General features: G+C 70.2%; 19 protein-coding genes. 12 read left to right on the top strand and 7 right to left on the bottom strand.

The window, feature by feature from the left end:
* Window positions 1-6: 6 nt before the first annotated feature.
* On the bottom strand, window positions 7-930 hold the full coding sequence (locus HKK72_RS14800; RefSeq protein WP_187234929.1) for an ABC transporter substrate-binding protein: 924 nt from the start codon (window positions 928-930) through the stop codon (window positions 7-9).
* A gap of 365 nt (window positions 931-1295) precedes the next feature.
* Between HKK72_RS14800 and HKK72_RS14805 the strand changes: the two genes are divergently transcribed.
* From HKK72_RS14805 to HKK72_RS14815, 3 genes are all read left to right on the top strand, one after another.
* Complete coding sequence (locus HKK72_RS14805) at window positions 1296-1937, top strand: maleylpyruvate isomerase family mycothiol-dependent enzyme (protein WP_187234930.1); 642 nt, start codon at window positions 1296-1298, stop codon at window positions 1935-1937.
* A gap of 10 nt (window positions 1938-1947) precedes the next feature.
* On the top strand, window positions 1948-2856 hold the full coding sequence (locus tag HKK72_RS14810; RefSeq protein ID WP_187234931.1) for an LLM class F420-dependent oxidoreductase: 909 nt from the start codon (window positions 1948-1950) through the stop codon (window positions 2854-2856).
* A 132-nt stretch (window positions 2857-2988) separates the two neighbouring features.
* A complete protein-coding gene (locus HKK72_RS14815; protein ID WP_222720716.1) occupies window positions 2989-4230 on the top strand; it encodes an MFS transporter in 1242 nt (413 codons plus the stop codon).
* A 10-nt stretch (window positions 4231-4240) separates the two neighbouring features.
* On the opposite strand, the gene HKK72_RS14820 is transcribed toward HKK72_RS14815, so the two are convergent.
* The 3 genes from HKK72_RS14820 to HKK72_RS14830 form a co-directional block, all read right to left on the bottom strand.
* Complete coding sequence (locus tag HKK72_RS14820; protein WP_187234932.1) at window positions 4241-4639, bottom strand: ankyrin repeat domain-containing protein; 399 nt, start codon at window positions 4637-4639, stop codon at window positions 4241-4243.
* Window positions 4640-4788: 149 nt separating this feature from the next.
* On the bottom strand, window positions 4789-5529 hold the full coding sequence (locus HKK72_RS14825) for an alpha/beta hydrolase (protein ID WP_187234933.1): 741 nt from the start codon (window positions 5527-5529) through the stop codon (window positions 4789-4791).
* Between the two features lie 179 nt (window positions 5530-5708).
* The gene (locus HKK72_RS14830) at window positions 5709-5909 is read right to left on the bottom strand and encodes a hypothetical protein (protein WP_187234934.1); all 201 of its coding nucleotides are present in this window, start codon (window positions 5907-5909) and stop codon (window positions 5709-5711) included.
* A gap of 612 nt (window positions 5910-6521) precedes the next feature.
* Between HKK72_RS14830 and HKK72_RS14835 the strand changes: the two genes are divergently transcribed.
* The 3 genes from HKK72_RS14835 to HKK72_RS14845 all read left to right on the top strand — a co-directional run bounded on the left by HKK72_RS14835 (window position 6522) and on the right by HKK72_RS14845 (window position 12374).
* The gene (locus HKK72_RS14835; protein ID WP_187234935.1) at window positions 6522-7235 is read left to right on the top strand and encodes a hypothetical protein; all 714 of its coding nucleotides are present in this window, start codon (window positions 6522-6524) and stop codon (window positions 7233-7235) included.
* Window positions 7236-7371: 136 nt separating this feature from the next.
* Entirely contained in the window at window positions 7372-8934 is a 1563-nt protein-coding gene (locus tag HKK72_RS14840) for a DNA polymerase Y family protein (protein ID WP_187234936.1), read from the top strand.
* Between the two features lie 50 nt (window positions 8935-8984).
* The gene (locus HKK72_RS14845; protein ID WP_187234937.1) at window positions 8985-12374 is read left to right on the top strand and encodes an error-prone DNA polymerase; all 3390 of its coding nucleotides are present in this window, start codon (window positions 8985-8987) and stop codon (window positions 12372-12374) included.
* A 14-nt stretch (window positions 12375-12388) separates the two neighbouring features.
* On the opposite strand, the gene HKK72_RS14850 is transcribed toward HKK72_RS14845, so the two are convergent.
* Entirely contained in the window at window positions 12389-12859 is a 471-nt protein-coding gene (locus HKK72_RS14850) for a S26 family signal peptidase (RefSeq protein WP_187234938.1), read from the bottom strand.
* 542 nt (window positions 12860-13401) lie between these two features.
* Here HKK72_RS14850 and HKK72_RS14855 point away from each other — a divergent pair.
* The 4 genes from HKK72_RS14855 to HKK72_RS14870 all read left to right on the top strand — a co-directional run bounded on the left by HKK72_RS14855 (window position 13402) and on the right by HKK72_RS14870 (window position 16966).
* Entirely contained in the window at window positions 13402-13920 is a 519-nt protein-coding gene (locus HKK72_RS14855; RefSeq protein ID WP_187234939.1) for a MauE/DoxX family redox-associated membrane protein, read from the top strand.
* Window positions 13921-13949: 29 nt separating this feature from the next.
* Window positions 13950-14498, top strand: coding sequence for a TlpA family protein disulfide reductase (locus HKK72_RS14860; protein WP_187234940.1), 549 nt, complete (start codon window positions 13950-13952; stop codon window positions 14496-14498).
* 38 nt (window positions 14499-14536) lie between these two features.
* Window positions 14537-16321, top strand: coding sequence for an ABC transporter ATP-binding protein (locus HKK72_RS14865; RefSeq protein ID WP_261986826.1), 1785 nt, complete (start codon window positions 14537-14539; stop codon window positions 16319-16321).
* 132 nt (window positions 16322-16453) lie between these two features.
* The gene (locus HKK72_RS14870) at window positions 16454-16966 is read left to right on the top strand and encodes a GNAT family N-acetyltransferase (protein WP_187234941.1); all 513 of its coding nucleotides are present in this window, start codon (window positions 16454-16456) and stop codon (window positions 16964-16966) included.
* Between the two features lie 9 nt (window positions 16967-16975).
* On the opposite strand, the gene HKK72_RS14875 is transcribed toward HKK72_RS14870, so the two are convergent.
* Both HKK72_RS14875 and HKK72_RS14880 read right to left on the bottom strand, forming a co-directional pair.
* Complete coding sequence (locus HKK72_RS14875; protein ID WP_187234942.1) at window positions 16976-17632, bottom strand: hypothetical protein; 657 nt, start codon at window positions 17630-17632, stop codon at window positions 16976-16978.
* A gap of 357 nt (window positions 17633-17989) precedes the next feature.
* Window positions 17990-18361, bottom strand: a complete 372-nt coding sequence (locus HKK72_RS14880) for an ATP-binding protein (RefSeq protein ID WP_187234943.1) — start codon at window positions 18359-18361, stop codon at window positions 17990-17992.
* Window positions 18362-18505: 144 nt separating this feature from the next.
* On the opposite strand from HKK72_RS14880, the gene HKK72_RS14885 reads away from it, so the two are divergent.
* A complete protein-coding gene (locus HKK72_RS14885; RefSeq protein WP_187234944.1) occupies window positions 18506-19324 on the top strand; it encodes a DUF5753 domain-containing protein in 819 nt (272 codons plus the stop codon).
* Window positions 19321-19515, top strand: coding sequence for a DUF397 domain-containing protein (locus tag HKK72_RS14890; protein WP_187234945.1), 195 nt, complete (start codon window positions 19321-19323; stop codon window positions 19513-19515). The genes HKK72_RS14885 and HKK72_RS14890 overlap by 4 nt, the downstream gene beginning before the upstream one ends.
* Window positions 19516-19527 lie beyond the last annotated feature (12 nt).

The raw sequence follows: 19527 nt of genomic DNA on the forward strand, positions 1-19527 counted from the left end.
CGCTCACTACTGTGCCGTCGCCGCTCTCTGCACGGCGGCGCCGACCGCCTTCACGAGCTCGACCAGCCTCGGGCCCCAGCGAGAGGCGACGTCGTCGTCGAGCGGCACGACGTTGTCGTTCTTCACGGCCGACAGCGCGCTCCAGCCGGTGCGCTTCGCGACCGTGGCCTCGGACTGGCCGCAGCACTTGGTGTCGGCCAGGAAGACGAGGTCCGGGTCCGCCTTGAGCAGGTATTCCGGGGACAACTGCGGGTAGCCGTCACCCTGCTTGTCGGCCCGGTCGGCGATGTTCTCGAGGCCGAACAGCCCGTAGACCTGGCCGATGAAGGTCTTGGAACTCGCCGAGTGCCGGGACTCGCTGAGCTCGTGGTAGTAGGTGAGGCCCTTGCCCGGCGGTGTGGCCTTGACGGTCGCCTCGATCTGCTGCCGCATGTCCTGGGCGGTCTTCCCGGCCTCACCGGCATGGCCGGTGGCCTTGCCGAGGTCGGCGATCTGGTCGTAGGCGTCCTCGATCTGCACGGCCGACGGCTCGAGCAGCACTGGGATCCCGACCTTTTCGAGGGTCTTGACGATGCCGCCGATGTCGCTCGCCAGCACGACCAGGTCGGGCTTGTAGCCGATGACCGCTTCGGCGTTGGGCTTGAACCCTGACAGATCGGTCTTGGGGGCGTTCGCCGGATGGTCGGACTGGTCGTCGACCGCCACGACCTGCGGACCCGCGCCGATGGCGAAGAGGATCTCGGTCGCGGTCGGCGACAGGGCCACGATCCGCTTGGGCCTGCCGGGGATGGTGATCTTGCCGTTGCCCGCGTCCACGACGACGGGGGCTTCACGGGCGGGGGACGTGCTCGGAGTGTCGGACCGGCCGCAGCCGGCCAGTGTCATGACACCCAGCACCAGGAGAGCGCACGCGGCACGTACGGGTCTCAAGCGGGACCTCCATGGTCGCCGGGAAGTGCGGGACCCGTCGGGACGGATCGCCCTTCCCACGAGGGCGGATATCGTCGGCGCGCGCGGAGGCGACCTGGCTCGCTCCAGGAGGAGCATGACAGTTGCGGGACAGCGGCCGGACTCGCACCGGCACTTCGCTTCGCGACACGCAGGGAGCAGGCTACCAGCAACCCCACATACCGCCCGATCGCCGCTAATTACAACAAACCACCACACCATTTCTCCTGCGGCCCGCAATTGTCCGCGCTCGCGCGCGAGGGCGCTCGACCGCGCCTCCACCCGCACCGCGCCAGGCGCCGAAATTCGGTGCAGAGATGTGACCCCCGCAGGAGTACGGTCGCACAATGCGGGTCTACGAGATAATCGCGAATGAGCGCCGCGCACTGGCCGACCTGTTCGACGAGCTGACCCCGGAGCAGGCGCGCGAGCAGAGTCTGTGCGCGGGGTGGACCGTTCACGACGTTGCCGCCCATCTGGTCATGCCGCTCGAGACCGGCCGCCCCGCTCTCGCGCTGGCGCTGCTCACCGCTCGCGGGGACTTTGATCGGGCCAACCGGCGACTCACCGCCAGACACGCCGCCCGGCCGCTCACCGAGCTCGCCGGCTCCCTTCGCCGCAACGCCGAGCACCCGTTCAAGCTGCCGGGCATGGGTCCCGAGGCGCCGCTGACCGACCTGCTCGTGCACGGCCAGGACATCCGCCGGCCGCTCGGCCTCGACCGCGAGTTCAGCGAGGAGCGCATCACCCTGTCGCTGCGCTTCCTCACCGAGACCAAGGCCAGGGGGTTCGTGCCCAGGGGCCGGCTGGACGGCCTGGCGTTCGAGACCACCGACCTGGACTGGTCGCATGGCGAGGGCGCTCTGGTGCGCGGTCCGGCCGAGGCGTTGCTGCTGACCATCTGCGGACGGCCGGCCGGCCTCGACGATCTGCACGGCGACGGCGTGACCGCGTTGCGGAGCCGATTGACCGAATCCCGTTCAGGTTAGAGTCACCGGCATGCGAATCGGAATATCACTCAGCGAACCCTCCGGTCCCGAGGCCCTCAGCGAGCTGCGGGACGAGATCGCGCGCGCGGCCGACGACGGCTTCGCCTCGGCGTGGAAGTCCAACATCCTGGGCCTCGACGCGCTCACCGCGCTGGCCGTCGCGGGCCACCAGGTGCCGGACATCGAGCTCGGCACCGCGGTGGTGCCGACCTATCCACGCCATCCGGCCGCCCTCGCCCAGCAGGCCCGTACCACCGCCCTGGCCCTGGACGACCGGCTCACCCTGGGCATCGGGCCGTCGCACAAGATCATGATCGAGAACATGTTCGGGTACGACTTCGACCGGCCGGTGCGGCATGTGAGCGAGTACCTGTCGATCCTGTTGCCGTTGCTCGACGGGCAGCCTGTCGCGTTCGCCGGCGAGACGCTCCGCGCCGACCTCGCGCTGTCCATCCCCAACCGGCGGCGGGTGCCCGTGGTGCTGGCCGCGCTGGGCCCGCAGATGCTCAAGCTCGCGGGTGAGCGAACGGACGGCACCGTGCTCTGGATGACCGGGCCCAAGACCATCCGGGAGCACATCGTCCCGACGATCGCCTCGGCCGCCGAGGCCGCGGGACGGCCCGCGCCGCGCGTGGTCTGCGTCCTGCCCATCTGTGTCACGAGCGATCCCGACGCGGCCAGGGCGGGAGCCGCCAAGATCTTCAAGATCTACGGGGAACTGCCGTCCTACCGGGCGATGATGGACCGCGAAGGCGCCGCCGGGCCGGCCGACCTCGCCATCATCGGCGACGAGGATGCCGCCCGTGCCCAGGTCAAGTCCCTCGCCGAGGCGGGGGTCACCGACTTCGTCGCGGGCGACTTCTCCCGTGGCGACGATTCCGCCCGCACCCGCGCCTTCCTGAAGTCCCTGCTGAGCTGACCCGCACGGGACGCGGCGGCCGCCGCCCCGCGGCATCCCGCATACCGTCACCCCGCCCACCTGTCCGCGGGCCGGACTCACTATTATCAGTGAGGTTTCCTAACAGAGAGACGGGTGCAGGTGCGGGGCTGGGTGCGGTCGAACGTGAACGGGCTGCCCTCCACGTACTGGTATCTGTGGACCGGCATGCTGGTCAACAAGGTCGGCGGCTTCGGGATCCTGTTCCTGTCGCTGTACCTCGTCGACTCCCGCGGGCTGGACGCGACCGCGGCGGGAGCCGTGGTGGGGCTGAACGGCCTCGGCGGCGCCGCCGGCGTCCTGGCCGGCGGGGTGCTCGCCGATCGGTGGGGACGCCGCCGTACCCTGCTGGCCTGCCATGCCGCCGCGTCCGCGCTGATGTTCACGCTCGCCTTCGTGTCGTGGCTGCCGGCCATCGCCGTGATCAGCTGCGTGCTCGGCGCGGCGCAGACGATGGCCGGGCCGGCCCTGGTGGCGGCGATCGTCGACGTGGTGCCGGAACACCACCGCACGCGGGCGTTCAACCTGCAGTTCTGGGCCTTCAACCTCGGCACTGCCGCGGCCTCACTGCTGGCCGGGCTGCTCGCCGAGGCCAGCTTCACGCTGCTGTTCGTGGTCGACGGGGCCGCCACGTTCGCGACGCTCCTGGTCTTCCTGCTGCGCGTGCCCGAGACGCTGCCGCCGCGTGCCGCCGCGACGGCGAAGGCACTCCCGCCGCCGGGCAGGCGCGGGCTCCATACCGCGCTCACCGACCGGATCTTCCTGCCGTTCGTCGGCCTGACCCTGCTGCTGGCCGTCCTCAGCACCCAGACCTCGACGATCCTGCCGCTGGCGATGAAGCAGGACGGCCTGGGTCCGTCGGCGTACGGCGGGCTGATGGCGTTCGCGGGCGGCCTGATCGTCGCCGGGCAGCTCTTCGTGCCCCGGCTCATCGGCACTTGGGGCAAGGCGGCCGTGCTGGCCGCCGCCAACGTGCTGCTCGCCGCCGGTTTCACGCTGGTGGCCTTCGCCGACGCCGTGCCGCTGTACGTCGTCGCCGCGGCGATCTGGACGGTCGGATCCATGGTCGCCGCCCCGCCGAACGCCGAGATCATCGCCGAGCTCTCGCCCGCGGACCTGCGCGGGCGCTACCAGAGCGTCTTCTACCTCACGTTCCCGCTGGCCGGCTTCATCGCGCCCGCGCTGGGCGGTGCCAGCCTGCAGCGGCTCGGCGACCTGCATTGGGCGATCTGCGGAGCGGTCGGAGTGCTCGCCGCCACCGGGCATCTGCTGACCGGCCGGGCGAGGGAGCGCCGCGCCGCGGACCTCCGCGCGGTGCAGACCGGCGACGGCGATCCAGCCGTACTGCGCGGCTGATGCCCGGCCGTCAGCTCCGGCCCTCGGTGGCCTCGCAGAGCAGCTTCCACTCCAGGCTGTAGTCCCGGGTCAGCCTGGCGATGTCGAGCGGAGTGTGACCATGTACGTCGGCACGGCGCAGGTCGGCACCGGCCACGCGCAGCATCTCGATCACCTCGTCACGGCCGTCGGCCCGGAAGGTCGCGAGGATCAGCGGGGTGTAACCGCTCTCGGTGGCCGCGTCCACGGCGGCCCCCGCGGCGATCAACTCCCGGACGGCGTCCACCGACCATTCCTGGCAGGCGAGGTGAAGCGGGGTGAAGCCGTCTTCGTCGGCCTGGTTGGGATCGGCACCCTGAGCGAGCAGTTCACGAAGCCGGTCCGCCTCGTTCAACGCGGCGGCGGCGTATAGGTCGTGGCTCCCTGACATGGCCTCTATTGTCTGCTCCCCCCGCCCCGTACGCCGCCATTTTCTGTCAATCCGTTCTGACTTCGAGTGAGAATCCTCCGTCTGGAGGCGAACCGGCGACGCTGGGGCCGGCCCGGATCCGGGCCTCCACCAGGCATTTCCCGGCCGGGCTACGCGGTCCCCGAGGCGATCCAGTTCCCGATGCGCGTGATCAGGACGGGTGTGGCGGACACCTCGGCGTGCCCGAAACCCGGCTCGATCCACAGCTCGCGCGGCTCCCGCGCCGCGCCGTACAACTGCTCGGCATGCTCGATCGGCAGGAACGGATCGGCGTCGCCGTGCACGACCAGCAACGGCGCCGGCGCGATCCGGTCCGCGAGCTCATGCGGCGCCGCGGGGACCGGGTTCCAGCCCTTGGCCGCGATGCGCGTGCCGCGGGCCAACCGGGCCGCGAGCCGCCCGGAGGGCCGCTCGATGGCCCAGTGCACCCGCCGCATCATCACCGTATCCCGGTAGTACCAGCGCGCCGGTGCGCTCACCGAGACGACCGCGTCGACCCCGCCGTGCAGTGCCGCATGCCGCACGGCGACCGCCCCGCCCATCGAGAAGCCCACTACGGCGATCCGTCCGTAACCGAGCCCTCGGGCGTGTGTCACGGCGGCGTCGACGTCCAGCACCTCGCGGTCACCCACGGTCGAGCGTCCGCCGGAGCGCCCGTGCCCGCGGAAGTCGAGGCAGAGCACTCCCCCGGTCCGGTTCAGCACCGCCGCGATCCGGCGCAGCATGGGCTGTCGCCAGTTGCAGGTGAACCCGTGCAGGAGCACCACGCAGACGTCGCCGGGACCGGGCAGGTGCCCGGCGTCGATCCGGACACCGTCGTCGGCGAACAGGGTGAGCTGCAGCGGGGTCATGGGTCCATCCTGCGTCAAGGAGACGCGCGTTGATCTACTGCAAAATCATCCAACTCATTTGGGATCCGCAGAGAGGGTCCCGCGCTCACGGCGCGGGACCCTGTTGCCGCGGCAATGCCCCCATGCGGGTCGCAGCCAGATCACCACTACCCGGTTGATGCCGTGACCGGCGTTCTCACTTAGTGCGGGTGGTGCGGGTCATTCTCTTCGTTCAGGAAGAAGTCGCCCTCCTCTATGACGAAGTCTTCGCTCTGGAAGTCTCCGCCACCACCTGCCGGGATGGCCGCCGTGGCCGGGACCGCGAAAGCCGTACCGAAGGCGGCCGCCCCCGCAAAGGCCAGGCTGGAGACGGCGATTGCCAGATGCTTGGTAATTCTCATTGAAACTACCTCCTTGGAGCATTCAAGTCGTGCAGGCTGAATCGAGTTTCTATGGAACGGAGTAGGTCTCTGGCACGAAATCTGGCCATCAAACCGGGCAGTACACGCACCAATGGGCTCACCACCTGACTCCATGCCGATTCTTCCAGTAACGCAATCCCCATAGGGCAAGCGGCATAAACAACAAGATGTCCCGACTTGACCTCGCGACCATGCTTTGAAGACCGAATTTTAATACACGGTACTCATTTTGGCGGACTGCGGTGGGCGCACCCATCTCCGCCCGTTGAATGCGTTAAGCGACTCGATTGCACTGTCCAGCTCAACATTGAATCATGGCAATTTCGGACATTTTACAGCTAATGCGACAGAGCATGTTGTATGCCGTTCAATACCCAAATAACTTCTTTGTCGTAAACGCAAATAGAAGCCCCTAAGGGCGGAGCGCAGTCGCTCCAGCGCTCTGGGACGCTCGCTCCAGACGGGCACGCCGGAGGCCAGGGCCCGGCGGCGCGATGGCCCACCAGGCCCCCACAGTCGGTCGGCGATCCGCCGGAGGCCCTCGCGTCGATCGACTTGACTTTGTCGAACTGATGTTCGACGCTGGTCGTCGTGGGGGTTCCTGTGGAGATATCGGCGCAGGTCGGCGCGGTTCCGATCGGTAGCGCACTGCCGGAACCCGGTACGAAGATGCCGGTGCCGGTGCCGAGTGCGCTCGAGCCGGTGCTCGGAAACGGGCTGCGCCGCGGCTGGGTGGTGTCGGTGACGGGTCCGGCCGCGGGTTCGCTGGGGCTGGCGCTCATGGCCGAGGCGTCCTCGGCCGGTGGCTGGTGCGCGGTCGTGGGAGTGCCGGAGCTTGGTGTGGTGGCCGCCGCCGGCATGGGCATCGAGCCGGCGCGGCTGGTGCTGGTCGACGAACCGAGTCAGCGGTGGCCGGAGGTCGTCGCGGCACTGCTCGAGGGGGTGGAGGTCGTGCTGCTGCGGCCGGCCGGGAGGCCGAACCCCACGGTGGTACGCCGCCTCACCGCGCTGGCCCGGCGGCACGGCTCCGTACTCGTGTCCGCCGGAGCGTGGGAGGGGGCGCACGTACGGCTCCAGGTGCGTGAAGCGTCATGGGTCGGGGTGGGGAACGGCCACGGCCACCTGCGCGGTCGGCAGGCGTTGATCCAGGCCGAGGGCCGCGGCGCCGCGGGTCCCGGCCGCCAGGCCTGGGTGTGGCTGCCCGACCCGGACGGCCAGATCACCGCCGCGAGCACCGCCGGCGGCAGGGACCTGACCACCACCGCCCCCGGCCCCCTGCACCCTCCGCTTGCGGTGGCCACATGACCCCCGGCCCTTCCCCCTCTGCCTCTACGACCGCTGCGGAACCGTCCCCGAGCCCGCCGGCGAAGGCCGCGCTCAAGGCGCCGCGAGCGGGCCCGCGGGGTCTGTGCCTGAAGAGCCCGCGAGCGGAGCGAGCGCAATGAGCAGAGCACTGGTGCTCTGGTGCCCGGACTGGCCGGTGACCGCGGTGGGGATCGACGCGGCCACGGCGGGTGCGGTCGTGGCGCAGGGCCAGGTCGCGGCGTGCACGGCCGCCGCTCGTGCGGCGGGGGTGCGCCGCGGGCAGCGGTTGCGGGACGCGCAGCGGCACGCGCCGGAACTGGAGGTGCGGGACAGGGACCCCGACGCGGAGGGGCGGCTGTTCGAGCGGGTCGCGGCGGCGATCGCCGAGGTCACCCCATGGGTGGAGGTCGTGCGGCCGGGCATGTGCGCTCTGCCCGCGCGTGGGGCGGCCCGCTATCACGGGGGTGAGGAGGCCCTGCGGATCCTGATCCAGGACACCGTGGTGGAGCTCGGCTTCGACTGCGGGGCCGGCATCGCCGACGGGCTGTTCGCCGCCGAGCTCGCCGCCCGCACCGGCGACGGCGGGTCGATCGTGCCGCCCAGGGGGTCGGCGGAGTTCCTGGCGCCCTATCCGGTGACCGTCCTCGGCCGTCCCGAGCTGGCCGGCCTGCTGGACCGGCTCGGCGTCCGCACGCTCGAAGCGTTCGCGGCGCTGCCCGTGGAGCGGGTCGCCGAGCGATTCGGCGCCGACGGCCGGGTGGCGCACCGGCTGGCCCGGGGGCTGGAGCCGCGGCCGGTGTCGCCACAGCCCGGGCGGGCCGACCTGTCGGTGAACACCGACTTCGACCCGCCCGCCGACCGGGCCGACCGGGTGGTCTTCGCCGCGAAGTCGCTCGCCGACGAGTTGCACGCGGGGCTGGCCGCCGCCGGGCTGGCCTGTGTGCGGCTCGGCATCGAGGTGGCCTGGGACGACGGGCGCGAGATGGCGCGGCTGTGGCGGCACGACGGTGCGCTGTCCTCGCTCGCGGTGGCCGAACGGGTCCGCTGGCAACTGGCCGCCTGGCATCCCGGGGAGCCGGCTGACGATGCCGGCGAAAGAGCCGGCGAAAGAGCAGGAGAAGGAGCCGGGGAGGGCACCGGTGGGATCGCGCGCCTACGGCTCTGCCCGGATCAGCTGGTTCCCGACGAGGGCCGGCAGCAGGCGTTGTGGGGGCAGACCGACCTGGCCGACCGGGTCGCACGAGCGGCGGCCCGGATCCAGGCGATGCTCGGTCATCACGCGATCACCCAGCCGGTGCTGGTCGGCGGGCGCGGGCCGGGCGACCAGGTCGTACGGGTGCCGCTGGGCGATCTCCCACCGCCGCTCCCCGCACAGGGGCCCTGGCCGGGGCGGCTGCCCGCCCCGGCGCCGGCCGTCGTTCATCCGGAGCCGGTGCCGGCGGTGGTGACCGACGCCGCCGGCGCCCTCGTCATGGTCTCGGCCCGCTCCACGGTGTCCGCGCCGCCCGCCCACCTGTCGGTCGGGGGCGGCCCGGCGGCACCCGTGACGGCGTGGACCGGGCCATGGCCGGCCACCGAGTACTGGTGGGACCCCGAGCGGTCCCGCCGCCGGGCCCGCTTCCAGCTCGTCACCGCCGACGCGGCGTACCTGGTCGCGGTGGAGGGGGGCGAGTGGCATGTCGAGGCCACCTACGACTGAGCCGACCGAGCACCGCGCCCGGCCGGCCGGCATGGCGAGGAGGACCGGCCGTGGGCTGGGGTAATCCGCCCATTCGGTGGCAGGAGTTCGAGCGGCGCCTGTCCTGGCGCACCCGTGGCACCCGCGGCTCCGGTGATCTCGGTGATTCCGGTGATTCCGGCTCCGCGCCTCACGGGCGGGACAACGGTGAGGTACGGGAGCTGCCGACGGCCGCCCGGCCTGGCGGGGAGCCGGCCGGCGGACGGCACGCCGTCGCCTGGGCGGAGCTGCACTGTCACTCCTCCTTCAGCTTCCTCGACGGCGCGTCCAGCCCGGAGGCGCTCGTCGCCGAGGCCTCCCGGCTCGGCGTGGACGTCATGGCGATCACCGATCACGACGGGATGTACGGCGCGGTGAAGTTCGCCCTGGCCGCCCGCGGCACGGAGGTGCGGACGGTGTTCGGTGCCGAGCTCAGCCTCGGCCTGTCCGCGCCGCAGACCGGCATGCGCGATCCGGAGAGCGAGCATCTGCTGGTGCTGGCCCGCGACCCCGAGGGCTACCGGCGGCTGTGCGCGGTCATCAGCGCCGCCCAGCTCGCGGGCGGGGCGAAGGGACGGCCGGTCTACGACCCGGAGATGCTGGCGGCGGCCCATGACGGCCACTGGGCGGTGCTGACCGGCTGCCGCAAAGGCGCCGTCCCGCGGGCCCTGCGCGAGCACGGGCCGGAGGCCGCCGAACGGGAGCTGGGCCGGCTGGTCGGGATGTTCGGCCGGGGCAACGTGTTCGTCGAGCTGACCGACCACGACCAGCCCGGCGACGACGCCCGCAACGATCTGCTGCATGAGCTCGGCGTCCGGGCCGGCGTCGCGGTCGTGGCGAGCGGCAACGTGCACTACGCGGCTCCGGCCGACGCGACCCTGGCGCAGGTGCTCGCCTCGGTGCGGGCCCGCTCGAGCCTGGACGACATGGCCGCCTGGCTGCCCGCGAACGGCACCGCACACGTGCGGTCCGGGGCCGAGATGGCGGTCCGGCTGGCCCGCTTCCCCGGCGTACGGGAGCGCACCGTAAAGCTGGCCCGGGCCTGCGCGTTCGATTTCACGGTCGTGGCGCCGAACCTGCCGGACTGGCCGGTGCCCGAGGGCCTCACCGAGGCGGACTGGCTGCGGCGCCTGGTCGCCGAAGGGGCGCTTGACCGCTACGGACCGCCGGACGCCGAGACCACCTCGGGGGCCTATGAGCAGATCGCGAGAGAACTCGACGTCATCGAGCAGCTCCGGTTCCCCGGCTACTTTCTCATCGTGCACGACATCGTGGCGTTCTGCCGGAGTGAGGACATCCTGTGCCAGGGGCGCGGCTCGGCGGCCAACTCGGCGGTCTGCTACGCGCTCGGCATCACCGGTGTCGACGCCGTACGCCACGGATTGCTGTTCGAGCGGTTCCTGTCCCCCGGCCGGGACGGGCCGCCCGACATCGACCTCGACATCGAGCACCGCCGCCGTGAGGAGGTCATCCAGTACGTCTATCGCAAGTACGGGCGGGACCGTACGGCCCAGGTCGCCAACGTGATCTCCTACCGCCCCAAAATGGCGCTGCGCGACGCCGCCCGCGCCTTCGGCCACTCCCCCGGCCAGCAGGACGCCTGGTCCCACCAGGCCGGCGCGCACGAGCCGCCGCCGCCCGACGCCGGCGTGCCCGCTCCGGTGACGGCCGTGGCCGAGCGGATGCAGGAGCTGCCGCGCCATCTCGGCATCCACTCGGGCGGCATGGTGATCTGCGACCGGCCTGTGGGCGAGGTGTGCCCGGTGGAGTGGGCCCGGATGCCGAACCGCAGCGTCCTGCAGTGGGACAAGGACGACTGCGCCACCGCCGGGCTGGTGAAGTTCGACCTGCTCGGGCTCGGCATGCTGTCGGCGCTGCACGACACCTTCGACCTGGTCGCGGAGCACCACGGCCGCCGATACGCCCTGCACTCGATCCCGCCCGAGGACCCGCTCGTCTACGACATGCTGTGCGACGCCGACACCGTCGGGGTCTTCCAGGTGGAGTCGCGGGCGCAGATGGCCACGCTGCCGAGGCTCCGGCCCCGCCGGTTCTACGACCTGGTGGTGGAGGTCGCGCTGATCCGGCCCGGCCCCATCCAGGGCGGTTCGGTGCACCCGTACCTGCGTCGCCGGAGCGGTCTGGAAGAGGCCACCTGCCCGCACCCTCTCATGGAGCGCTCGCTGCGCCGTACGCTCGGCGTGCCGCTGTTCCAAGAGCAGATGATGCAGCTCGCGGTCGACTGCGCGGGCTTCACAGCCGACGAGGCCGACCGGCTCCGGCAGGCCATGAGCGCCAAGCGCGCCCCCGAGCGCATCCATGAGCTGCGGCGCCGGCTGCTGGACGGCATGGCCGAGCGCGGCATCCTCGAGGACGTCGCCGAGCAGGTGTACGACAAGATCCTCGGGTTCGCCAGCTTCGGGTTCCCCGAGTCGCACGCGCAGAGCTTCGCCCATCTGGTCTACGCCAGCGCGTGGCTCAAACGGCATTACCCCGCGGCGTTCTGCGCGGCGCTGCTGCGCAACCAGCCGATGGGCTTCTACCACCCGCACACGCTGATCGACGACGCGCGGCGACACGGCGTGGTGGTCCGCGGCGTGGACGTCAACGCCTCCGACGCCGACGCCGCCCTGGAGCCCCCCTCCCCCTCTTCCCACCGTGATCATGCAGTTGTTCGCGCCGCCGAGGCGCCCGGGAACGCCCAAGCCCACCCGCACGCCCCCGAGTCGCCGCAGCCCGCGCTGCGGCTGGGCCTGGCCTCCGTACGCGATCTCAACAGGGACACGGCGCGGGACATCGCCGCCGGCCGCCCCTACCGGGACATGGAGGACCTCGTCCGCCGGGTCCCCCTGCCGGCGGCCGCGCTGGAGGCCCTCGCCACCGCCGGGGCCTTCGGCTGCTTCGGGCTCACCCGGCGCGAAGCCCTGTGGGCGGCCGGGGCGGCGGCCCAGATCCGGCCCGGCCAGCTACCGGGGACCACCCCTGGAGGCACCGCGCCCCCGCTGCCCGAGATGACCCCGATCGAGGAGACGATCGCCGACCTGTGGGCCACCGGCGCCGCCCACACCCATCCGGTGGCGCACCTGCGGGAGGAGCTCGCCGAGCGTGGTGCCGTCACCGCCGCGACACTGAAGGATCTGCCGGGCGAGACCAACGTCATCGTCGGCGGGCTGGTCACCCACCGTCAGCGCCCTGGGACCGCGGGCGGGATCATCTTCCTCAACCTGGAGGACGAGACCGGCATGGTCAACGTGATCTGCCGCCCGCAGGTGTGGGAACGCCACAAGTCGATCGCGCTGCGGTCGTCGGGGCTGCTGGTCCACGGGCGGCTCGAACGCCACGACGGAGCGATCAACCTCACCGCCACCCGGCTACGGCGCCTCCCGGTCGCCGCCGCCGGCCGCAGCCGCGACTTCCGCTGACCGGCCCCGTACCGTCACCGCGTCATCCGGCGCACGACGACGCCGAACAGCCGTTCGGACGGGAGCAGGCCGAAGGCTCGCGAGTCGAACCCCGCGTTGTCGCCGAGCACGATCAGGGTGCCGGGAGGCACCACCTCCCGGGTCTCCACGGTGGCCGCCACCGCGCCTGGCCGCCGGTCACCGGGGAGAGCGGCGACCCGTTTGACGAGCCAACGCCGCTCGGACGTCCAGCGACGTGCGGGTGGCGCCGCCCAGCGGCGATCTCGGCTCGGCGACTCGACGACGACGATGTCGCCCGTCGAGACGTCCTTCGCGCCACACCGGCGAACGAGCACCTCATCGCCGGGCAGGAGCGTGGGGTACATGCTCTCGCCGCGGACTCTGATGACGACCCATCGCCGCCGGAAACGCATGACCCTTTCCACGCCGACGACCGATGCCAACCCGGCGACGACCATGACGACGACCGTGGCGATCACACCCATAGTCGAACCGTCGCGTTCTCTCCCGGCCTACGAGAACCTAGGCGCAATAAAAGTTGCGGAACTGACACCCGGTAGAGGAACAGTAGACCGGGATCCCATTGCAACCGCCGTCGCACAACTTGGTGTAGGCCTTGGAACCCACACAGTAACAATGCTGATAGAAGCATCCGCAGGACGGGCGGTCGCAGAAGTCGGCGAACGCCTCACCGCGGGGCATGAACAGGGCCAGCATCCGGTCGGCCAGCCGGTTGACCATGACCATCATTCGCCTCATCTCGAACCCGCAAACGACACTACTACCTACAACTATTGCCTATTTAGGGCAGAAATCGCCATTTCAGTGCACATCCTAGAAGGCGGTCGCCGCCGCGTGTCAACCCATGATCATGTTTTGACGGAAAAGAGCGTTTTATCCCATTTAAGGTCTCCCGTTTGTGACGGCGTTGCCCTGCCGGGAAACTTTGTGCACACTGGGCGCTGATCTTGTCCCTGGTGCGGTGCCCTGAGGTCTTCATTCGTCTCACGGCAGGCAAGGATCGTTGATGGCTTATCTCGTGATGACGCTTCGGGCCCTGGTCGCGGGGGTTTTCCTGGTCTCCTTCGTCGGCAAGGTCCGAAGCCGGGAGGCCTTCACCGGTTTCGCCGGGTCGGTGCGGCGTATCGGGCGGGTTCCCCGCCGGTTCGCGACGCCGGTGGCGGTGGGCGTCATCGCGGTCGAGTCGGGAATCGTCGTCTTGACGGCCGTCCCGGCGACCGGGATGGTCGGGCTCGTGTCGGCCGGCGTGGTGCTGACGGTGTTCGCGATCGCGCTGGCGACCGCGTTGCGCCGCGGGGCGGCCGAGCCCTGCCGGTGCTTCGGTGTGCGCGAGGAACCCATCGCCTGGCGGCACGTCGTGCGCAACATCGTGCTCGCCGCGTGCGCACTGGGAGGTGCGGCGCTCACCCCGGGCGTCGAAGGCGCCTCGATCCAGCCGGCCGCCGTGCCGCTGTGCCTGCTGGTGGCGGCCGCCTTCGTCGGCGTCGTCGCCGGGCTCGACGACCTGATGTTCCTTTTTCGCTGAATCCCCTCTGGTCGGAAAGGTCGTGCTCCATGACCCTCGTGGTCGCCGCCATCGTCGTGCTGGGCGGGCTCGTCGCCCTGAACCTGCTGTTGACCTTCGGGATTGTGAGGAGGCTGCGGACCTACGAAAGCGAACGGTCCCAGGGACACGGCATGTCCGAGAAAGCACCCGGCCTGCCCCTGGGCGCCGAGGTCTCCGCCTTCACCGCCGAGACGACACAGGGCCGAAAGGTCACCGCCGAAGACCTGTCCGGGGAAAGGACGCTGGTCGGGTTCTTCAGCACCGACTGCGGAGTCTGCCTGCCGAGAGTGCCGTCCTTCGTGGCGGCGGTCCGTGACCGGTCCGCCGAGACCACTCGTGCGCTGGCCGTCATCAAGAGCGGGGACGAGGATCCCGCGGAGTTGCTCGCCGCGCTGAAGGACGACGTCGAGGTCGTCCTGCACACCGGCCCCGGCGGCATAGGCAGCGCGTTCGCGGCCGACGCCTTTCCCTGGTTCTATCTGGTCGGCCCCGACGCGACCATCCTCGGCAGCGGTTACGAGGTCGAACAGTGCCTGACCGAGCCCGCACGGGTGTAGGACCGCCCGCCGCTGCGCCGGAATCACCCGTCCGGTCGTTGCGGGCGACCATCTCCCTGGTCTGGCGGGCCGGCCCGGCCTTTCTGCTGATCCAGATGGCCGGCGCGGTCGTGACGGGAGCGGCACCGGTGGCCATCGCCTGGCTCACCAAGCTGCTGATCGACCGGCTCGTCGCGGGTTCCGGCCCGTCGGTCACGGTCCTGGCCGCCCTGCTCGCCACCGCGGGCGGGGCGATGGCGCTGCTGCCCATCGTCACCGCCTTCGTCCACCGTGAGCAGCAACGCCGGATCGTACGCCACACCAGCGACGAGTTGTTCGTCGCCGTGTGCCGCATGCAGGGGCTGGCGAGGCTGGAGAACCCGGAGTTCCACAACCGGCTCCAGCTCGCGCAGCAGTCCGGCCAGGCCACGCCACAGGTCGTCGTCGAGTCCGCCCTCGCCCTCGTGCGCGGGGCCGTGACCATCGCCGGCTTCCTCGGCGTTCTCAGCACCGTTGACCCGCTGCTGACCGTACTCGTGTCCGGCGCGGCCCTGCCCGAACTGCTGGTGCAGTTCCGGCTTGGGCGGCGACGCACCTCCATGATGTGGGAGATCGCGCCGAGCGAACGCCGGCGGATCTTCTACCAGCGACTTGCGACCGACCATCAGGCGGCCAAAGAGATCCGGCTGTTCGGGGTCGGTCCCTTCCTGCGCGGCCGCATGCTGGGCGAGCTCACCACCGCTCAGCGGGCGGAACGCCGGCTGGATCTGCTGTCCATCCGCTACAACGCCGCGCTGACCGCCCTCAGCGCGATCGTCGCCGGGGCGTGCCTGATCATGATGGTGTCGCAGGTCGCGGCAGGCCGGGCCGACGTCGGCGACCTGGCCGTCCTCACCGCCGCCGTGGCCGGCCTGCAGTCCTCGCTGACGGGCATCGTGATCCAGCTCGCCCAGCTCAACGAGGCATTGATTCTCGCCGGGCACTATGTGCACGTCGTCAGCACCGGGCCCGACCTGTCCGAGCCCTCAACCGGTGGTGAAGTGCGCCCGCTCGCGCGCGGCATCGAACTGCGCGACGTGTGGTTCCGCTACGGCCAGGACCACCCGTGGGTGCTTCGCGGAGTGGATCTGACCATCCCGTACGGGCAGAGCGTGGCCGTGGTCGGGCTCAACGGCGCGGGCAAGAGCACGATCGTCAAGCTGCTGTGCCGGTTGTACGACCCAGAGCGCGGCAGCGTTCGTTGGGACGACACCGACCTGCGCGACTTCAAGGTCGCTGACCTGCGCAGCCGCATCGGGGCGGTGTTCCAGGACTACATGGCCTATGACCTCACCGCCGCCGAGAACATCGCCGTGGGCGACATCGGCGCGCTCGACGAACCGGAACGGATCCACGCCGCGGCCCGGTGGGCGGAGGTCCACGACAAGCTCACCGGCCTGCCGCGCGGCTACGACACCATGCTGTCGCGGTTCTTCGCCCCCGACGACGAGGAGGACGCGGCACAGGGCCTGCTCCTGTCCGGCGGGCAATGGCAACGTCTCGCGCTCGCTCGAGCCGTCATCCGCACCGCCACCTCTGACCTCCTCATCCTCGATGAACCGAGCTCCGGCCTCGACCCGGACGCCGAGTACGCCGTGCACGAGAGGCTGCGCGGGCACCGCGCCGGGCGCACCAGCCTGCTGATCTCCCATCGCCTCAACACCGTCCGCGGTGCGGACCACATCGTCGTGCTCGCCGACGGCGAGGTGGCCGAGCAGGGCACCCATGACCAGCTCATGAAGCTCGGCGGCGAGTACGCCAGGCTCTTCACTCGGCAGGCCGCCGGTTTCCAGCTGGACGGGTAGCGGAAGACGACGCGAGCGACGCCGACGCCGTCCTCGACGGCCGTCAGGTCACCGCCACCCGGCTGCGGCGCCTCCGGCCGCCGTGGCCGTGACCTCGGAACCGGGTTCCGGCCCGGCCCTACGATGGGTTCGGTGGAAGAGATCATCACATATCTGCAGATGACCAGTGCCGACGAGCTGAACCCGGCACGGCCGGTGCCCGGGATGGTCCTCGAGCGGATCGACCGCGCCTCCCCCCTCATCGCGGCGACGCAGGTCCGGATCGGTGCCCCGCACGGCTGGCCCAGCGCAGTGCGGTCGGACGAGGAATGGACCGAATGGCTCTCCCATCCGCTGCGCCAGTACTGGAGCATCCGGTACGAGAACGAGCTCGCCGGAATCACCGACCTCGAACCGCAATCAGACGGCGAAGTGGAGATCACCACCTTCGGTCTGCTCCCCGAATTCGTCGGCAGAGGGCTGGGCGGCCACGCGCTGACCCTGACCGTCAGGCAGGCATGGGCGGTCGAGCCGCTCGGCGCAGCGTCAGTGAGCCGGGTGTGGCTGCACACCTCGACCATGGATCATCCGAACGCGCTGGCCAACTACCGTCGTCGCGGCTTCCGCCCCTACCGGACCCGGGTGAGGCGGCACGACGACGCCTGAGAACGGCGGCTACGGGCTGCCGTTCGTCAGCAGCAGGTAGAAGACGTCGTCGCGGTAGAACAGCGACGCGGTGTCGGAGTCACCGCCGTCGAAGTAGGCGGGATCCTCCGGCGGCTCGCCGGTGTGGTAGCCGGTCGAGCACAGGAAGTCCGGCCGGACGGAGACGAAGGACCATCCGGTTCGTGACCAGTCGCTTCGGGCGCCGTCGCCGGTGACCGGCCGGGAACCGGGATCGAGCACCTCTCGCATGAAGGCTTCGACCAGGCCCTTGGCCCGCTCCCTGCCGAGATGTCGCCGGTAGGGACTGGAGGAGTCGCAGAGCATCCACACCAGCCGGTCGGCGAACCCCGCCGCGTCGAGCCGGTCCAGTGTCAGGGCGCCGCTCCCGCGCACCAGCGAGCCCGTTCCGCCGGCCGCGAACCCGCCCGTCTCCGGTACATGCTCCTGCAGGTTGTACCAGCCCCGTATCCGATCGGCGGCGAGCATCATCTCGAGGAACAGGGGGTCCTCGAGGAAGGAGCCCAGCGTCGCCGCCGCATTCTGATCGTTCAACGGCGCGTCGGAGCGGGCCTTGAGGAGCAGAGTGTTGCTGTTCATGACCGCGTCCGCGGCCGACAGGAAGGCGTCGATCGCCGGGCGATCGAGGTCGGCCCGCAGGCTGCGCATCGGCTCATCCTATGAGGCCTGACGTCCCGGACGGCCGGGCCGGGCCCCGCCCGCCGCCCTCGCCCGGGCCGCCGTCCCCAAGAGCGGATCCGACGCCATCCAACACGTGAGCCCCCGCACCTCACCCGTGATCATGCAGTTAATCGCGTGCAACACCCATAGCGGGGCCTGACGGTGCGAACAACTGCATGATCACGGAAGTAGGGGTGCGACCTCGTCGCGTGATCATGCACTTGTTCGCGCACACCCCTGACAAGCCGTCGTAATGCGGAACAACTGCATGATCACGGGCAGGGGCCGGGGGGCGCGGTGCCACGACCGTGGCAACGGGCACTCAGGCCACCCATGAAACGCCCGTCATCTGAGCAGTGCCCATACGGTCTTACCTCCCTCGGTCTCGTACCAGCCGAAGTCGATGGCCAGTGATCGGACGATGTTCAGACCCCTGCCGGATTCGGATCGGAAGTCCGGCTCCCGGGGAACGGGCGGCTCCGGGGACGAGTCCCAGACCTCCAGCAGCGGGCGGCCGTGATGAGGACCCAGGAACAGCCGGATCCGGCCCAGGGCACCGGGGGAGGCAGAGGCCGTCGCCCTGACGGCGTTGGTGACCAGTTCCGAGACGATCTGGCTCGCGTCTTCGATCCGGTCGGCGTACCGAAGGCTGATCAGCTGATGCCTGACGAAGACCCGCGCGATGGCCACAGATTGCGGAACAGGTACCAGATTCACCTCTAGCCGCACCTTTCCCGGCACACCGATAATTGCACCCATTTCCACCGCCCTTGCTCATTGCCGTTCCCGCTGACAAGAGTGGTGCGCTCGGGCTAACTTGTCGCGTATCGATAACACTCCCGACACATCTGAGAGCCACATATGCCCCCCGTCGAGTACCTGAACCCGGATACCTCGTTCAAGCACTGGATCGCCTCGGACCTGCGATTCTTCCGAGAGCGAGATGGGCGCTCGCTGTCCCAGATGGCCCTGGTCATGGGCTGCAACCGGCATACTGTGTCGAACATCGAGCACGCCCGCGACGGCTGGAACATGAACGAGCACCAAGCCGAGCGACTCGATTCCTGCTTACGACTCAACGGGCATTTTCAGCGACTTGTTCGGTATGCCAGGACCGCACACGACCCTGACTGGTTCGGGGACTACGCCGAGCGAGAGGCCCGGGCGCTGATCATCCGCACGTACCGGCTCTCATTGATCCCCGGGCTCTTCCAGACCCCCGAATACGCCCGAGCCTTGATCACGGCCTTCCAGATGGTCGAAGACATCGAAGCGGCCGTGGAAGGTCGTATGAAAAGGCAAGAGGTCCTCACCCGGCAAAAACGACCACTCGTATGGGTGCTGCTCGATGAGAACCTGCTGTTCCGCCCCGTGGGCGACCCACAGATCATGCGCGATCAATTGGCCCGGCTGCGGGACGCGGCGGAATTACCGCATGTGACGATACGGGTCGTACCACAGCGAGCCGGCCTCCACCTCGGCCTGGACGGTTCCTTCAACAGCTTGACCATGGAAACCGGTGAGCTTGTCTTCGTCGAAGCACCCGGAGGCGGACGACTGGTCCAGGAAAGCGGCGAAGTACGGGACTTCGGGGTACGTTGGGACCGAATTGGCGCAAGCGCCCTACCATGGGATGCTTCGCGAGATCTCATCATCAAAGCGATGGAGGGGTTCTCATGATCACCTGGCGGAAGGCCGGCCGCAGCGGCGGCGGAGGCGCAGGCAGCCAGGAGTGCGTCGAGGCGGCCCGGCTCGACGACGGCGTCGGCCTCAGGGACAGCAAGGATCCGGACACCGGCCACCTGACCGTCTCACCAGGCGCCTTCGGCGATCTGCTCGGCCGTATCCGCGCCGGAGACCTCGACCTCTAGAGGTCTAGCCGG

The organism is Actinomadura sp. HBU206391 (assembly GCF_014323665.1).
In the GTDB taxonomy this organism is placed as follows: Bacteria; Actinomycetota; Actinomycetes; order Streptosporangiales; family Streptosporangiaceae; genus Actinomadura_C.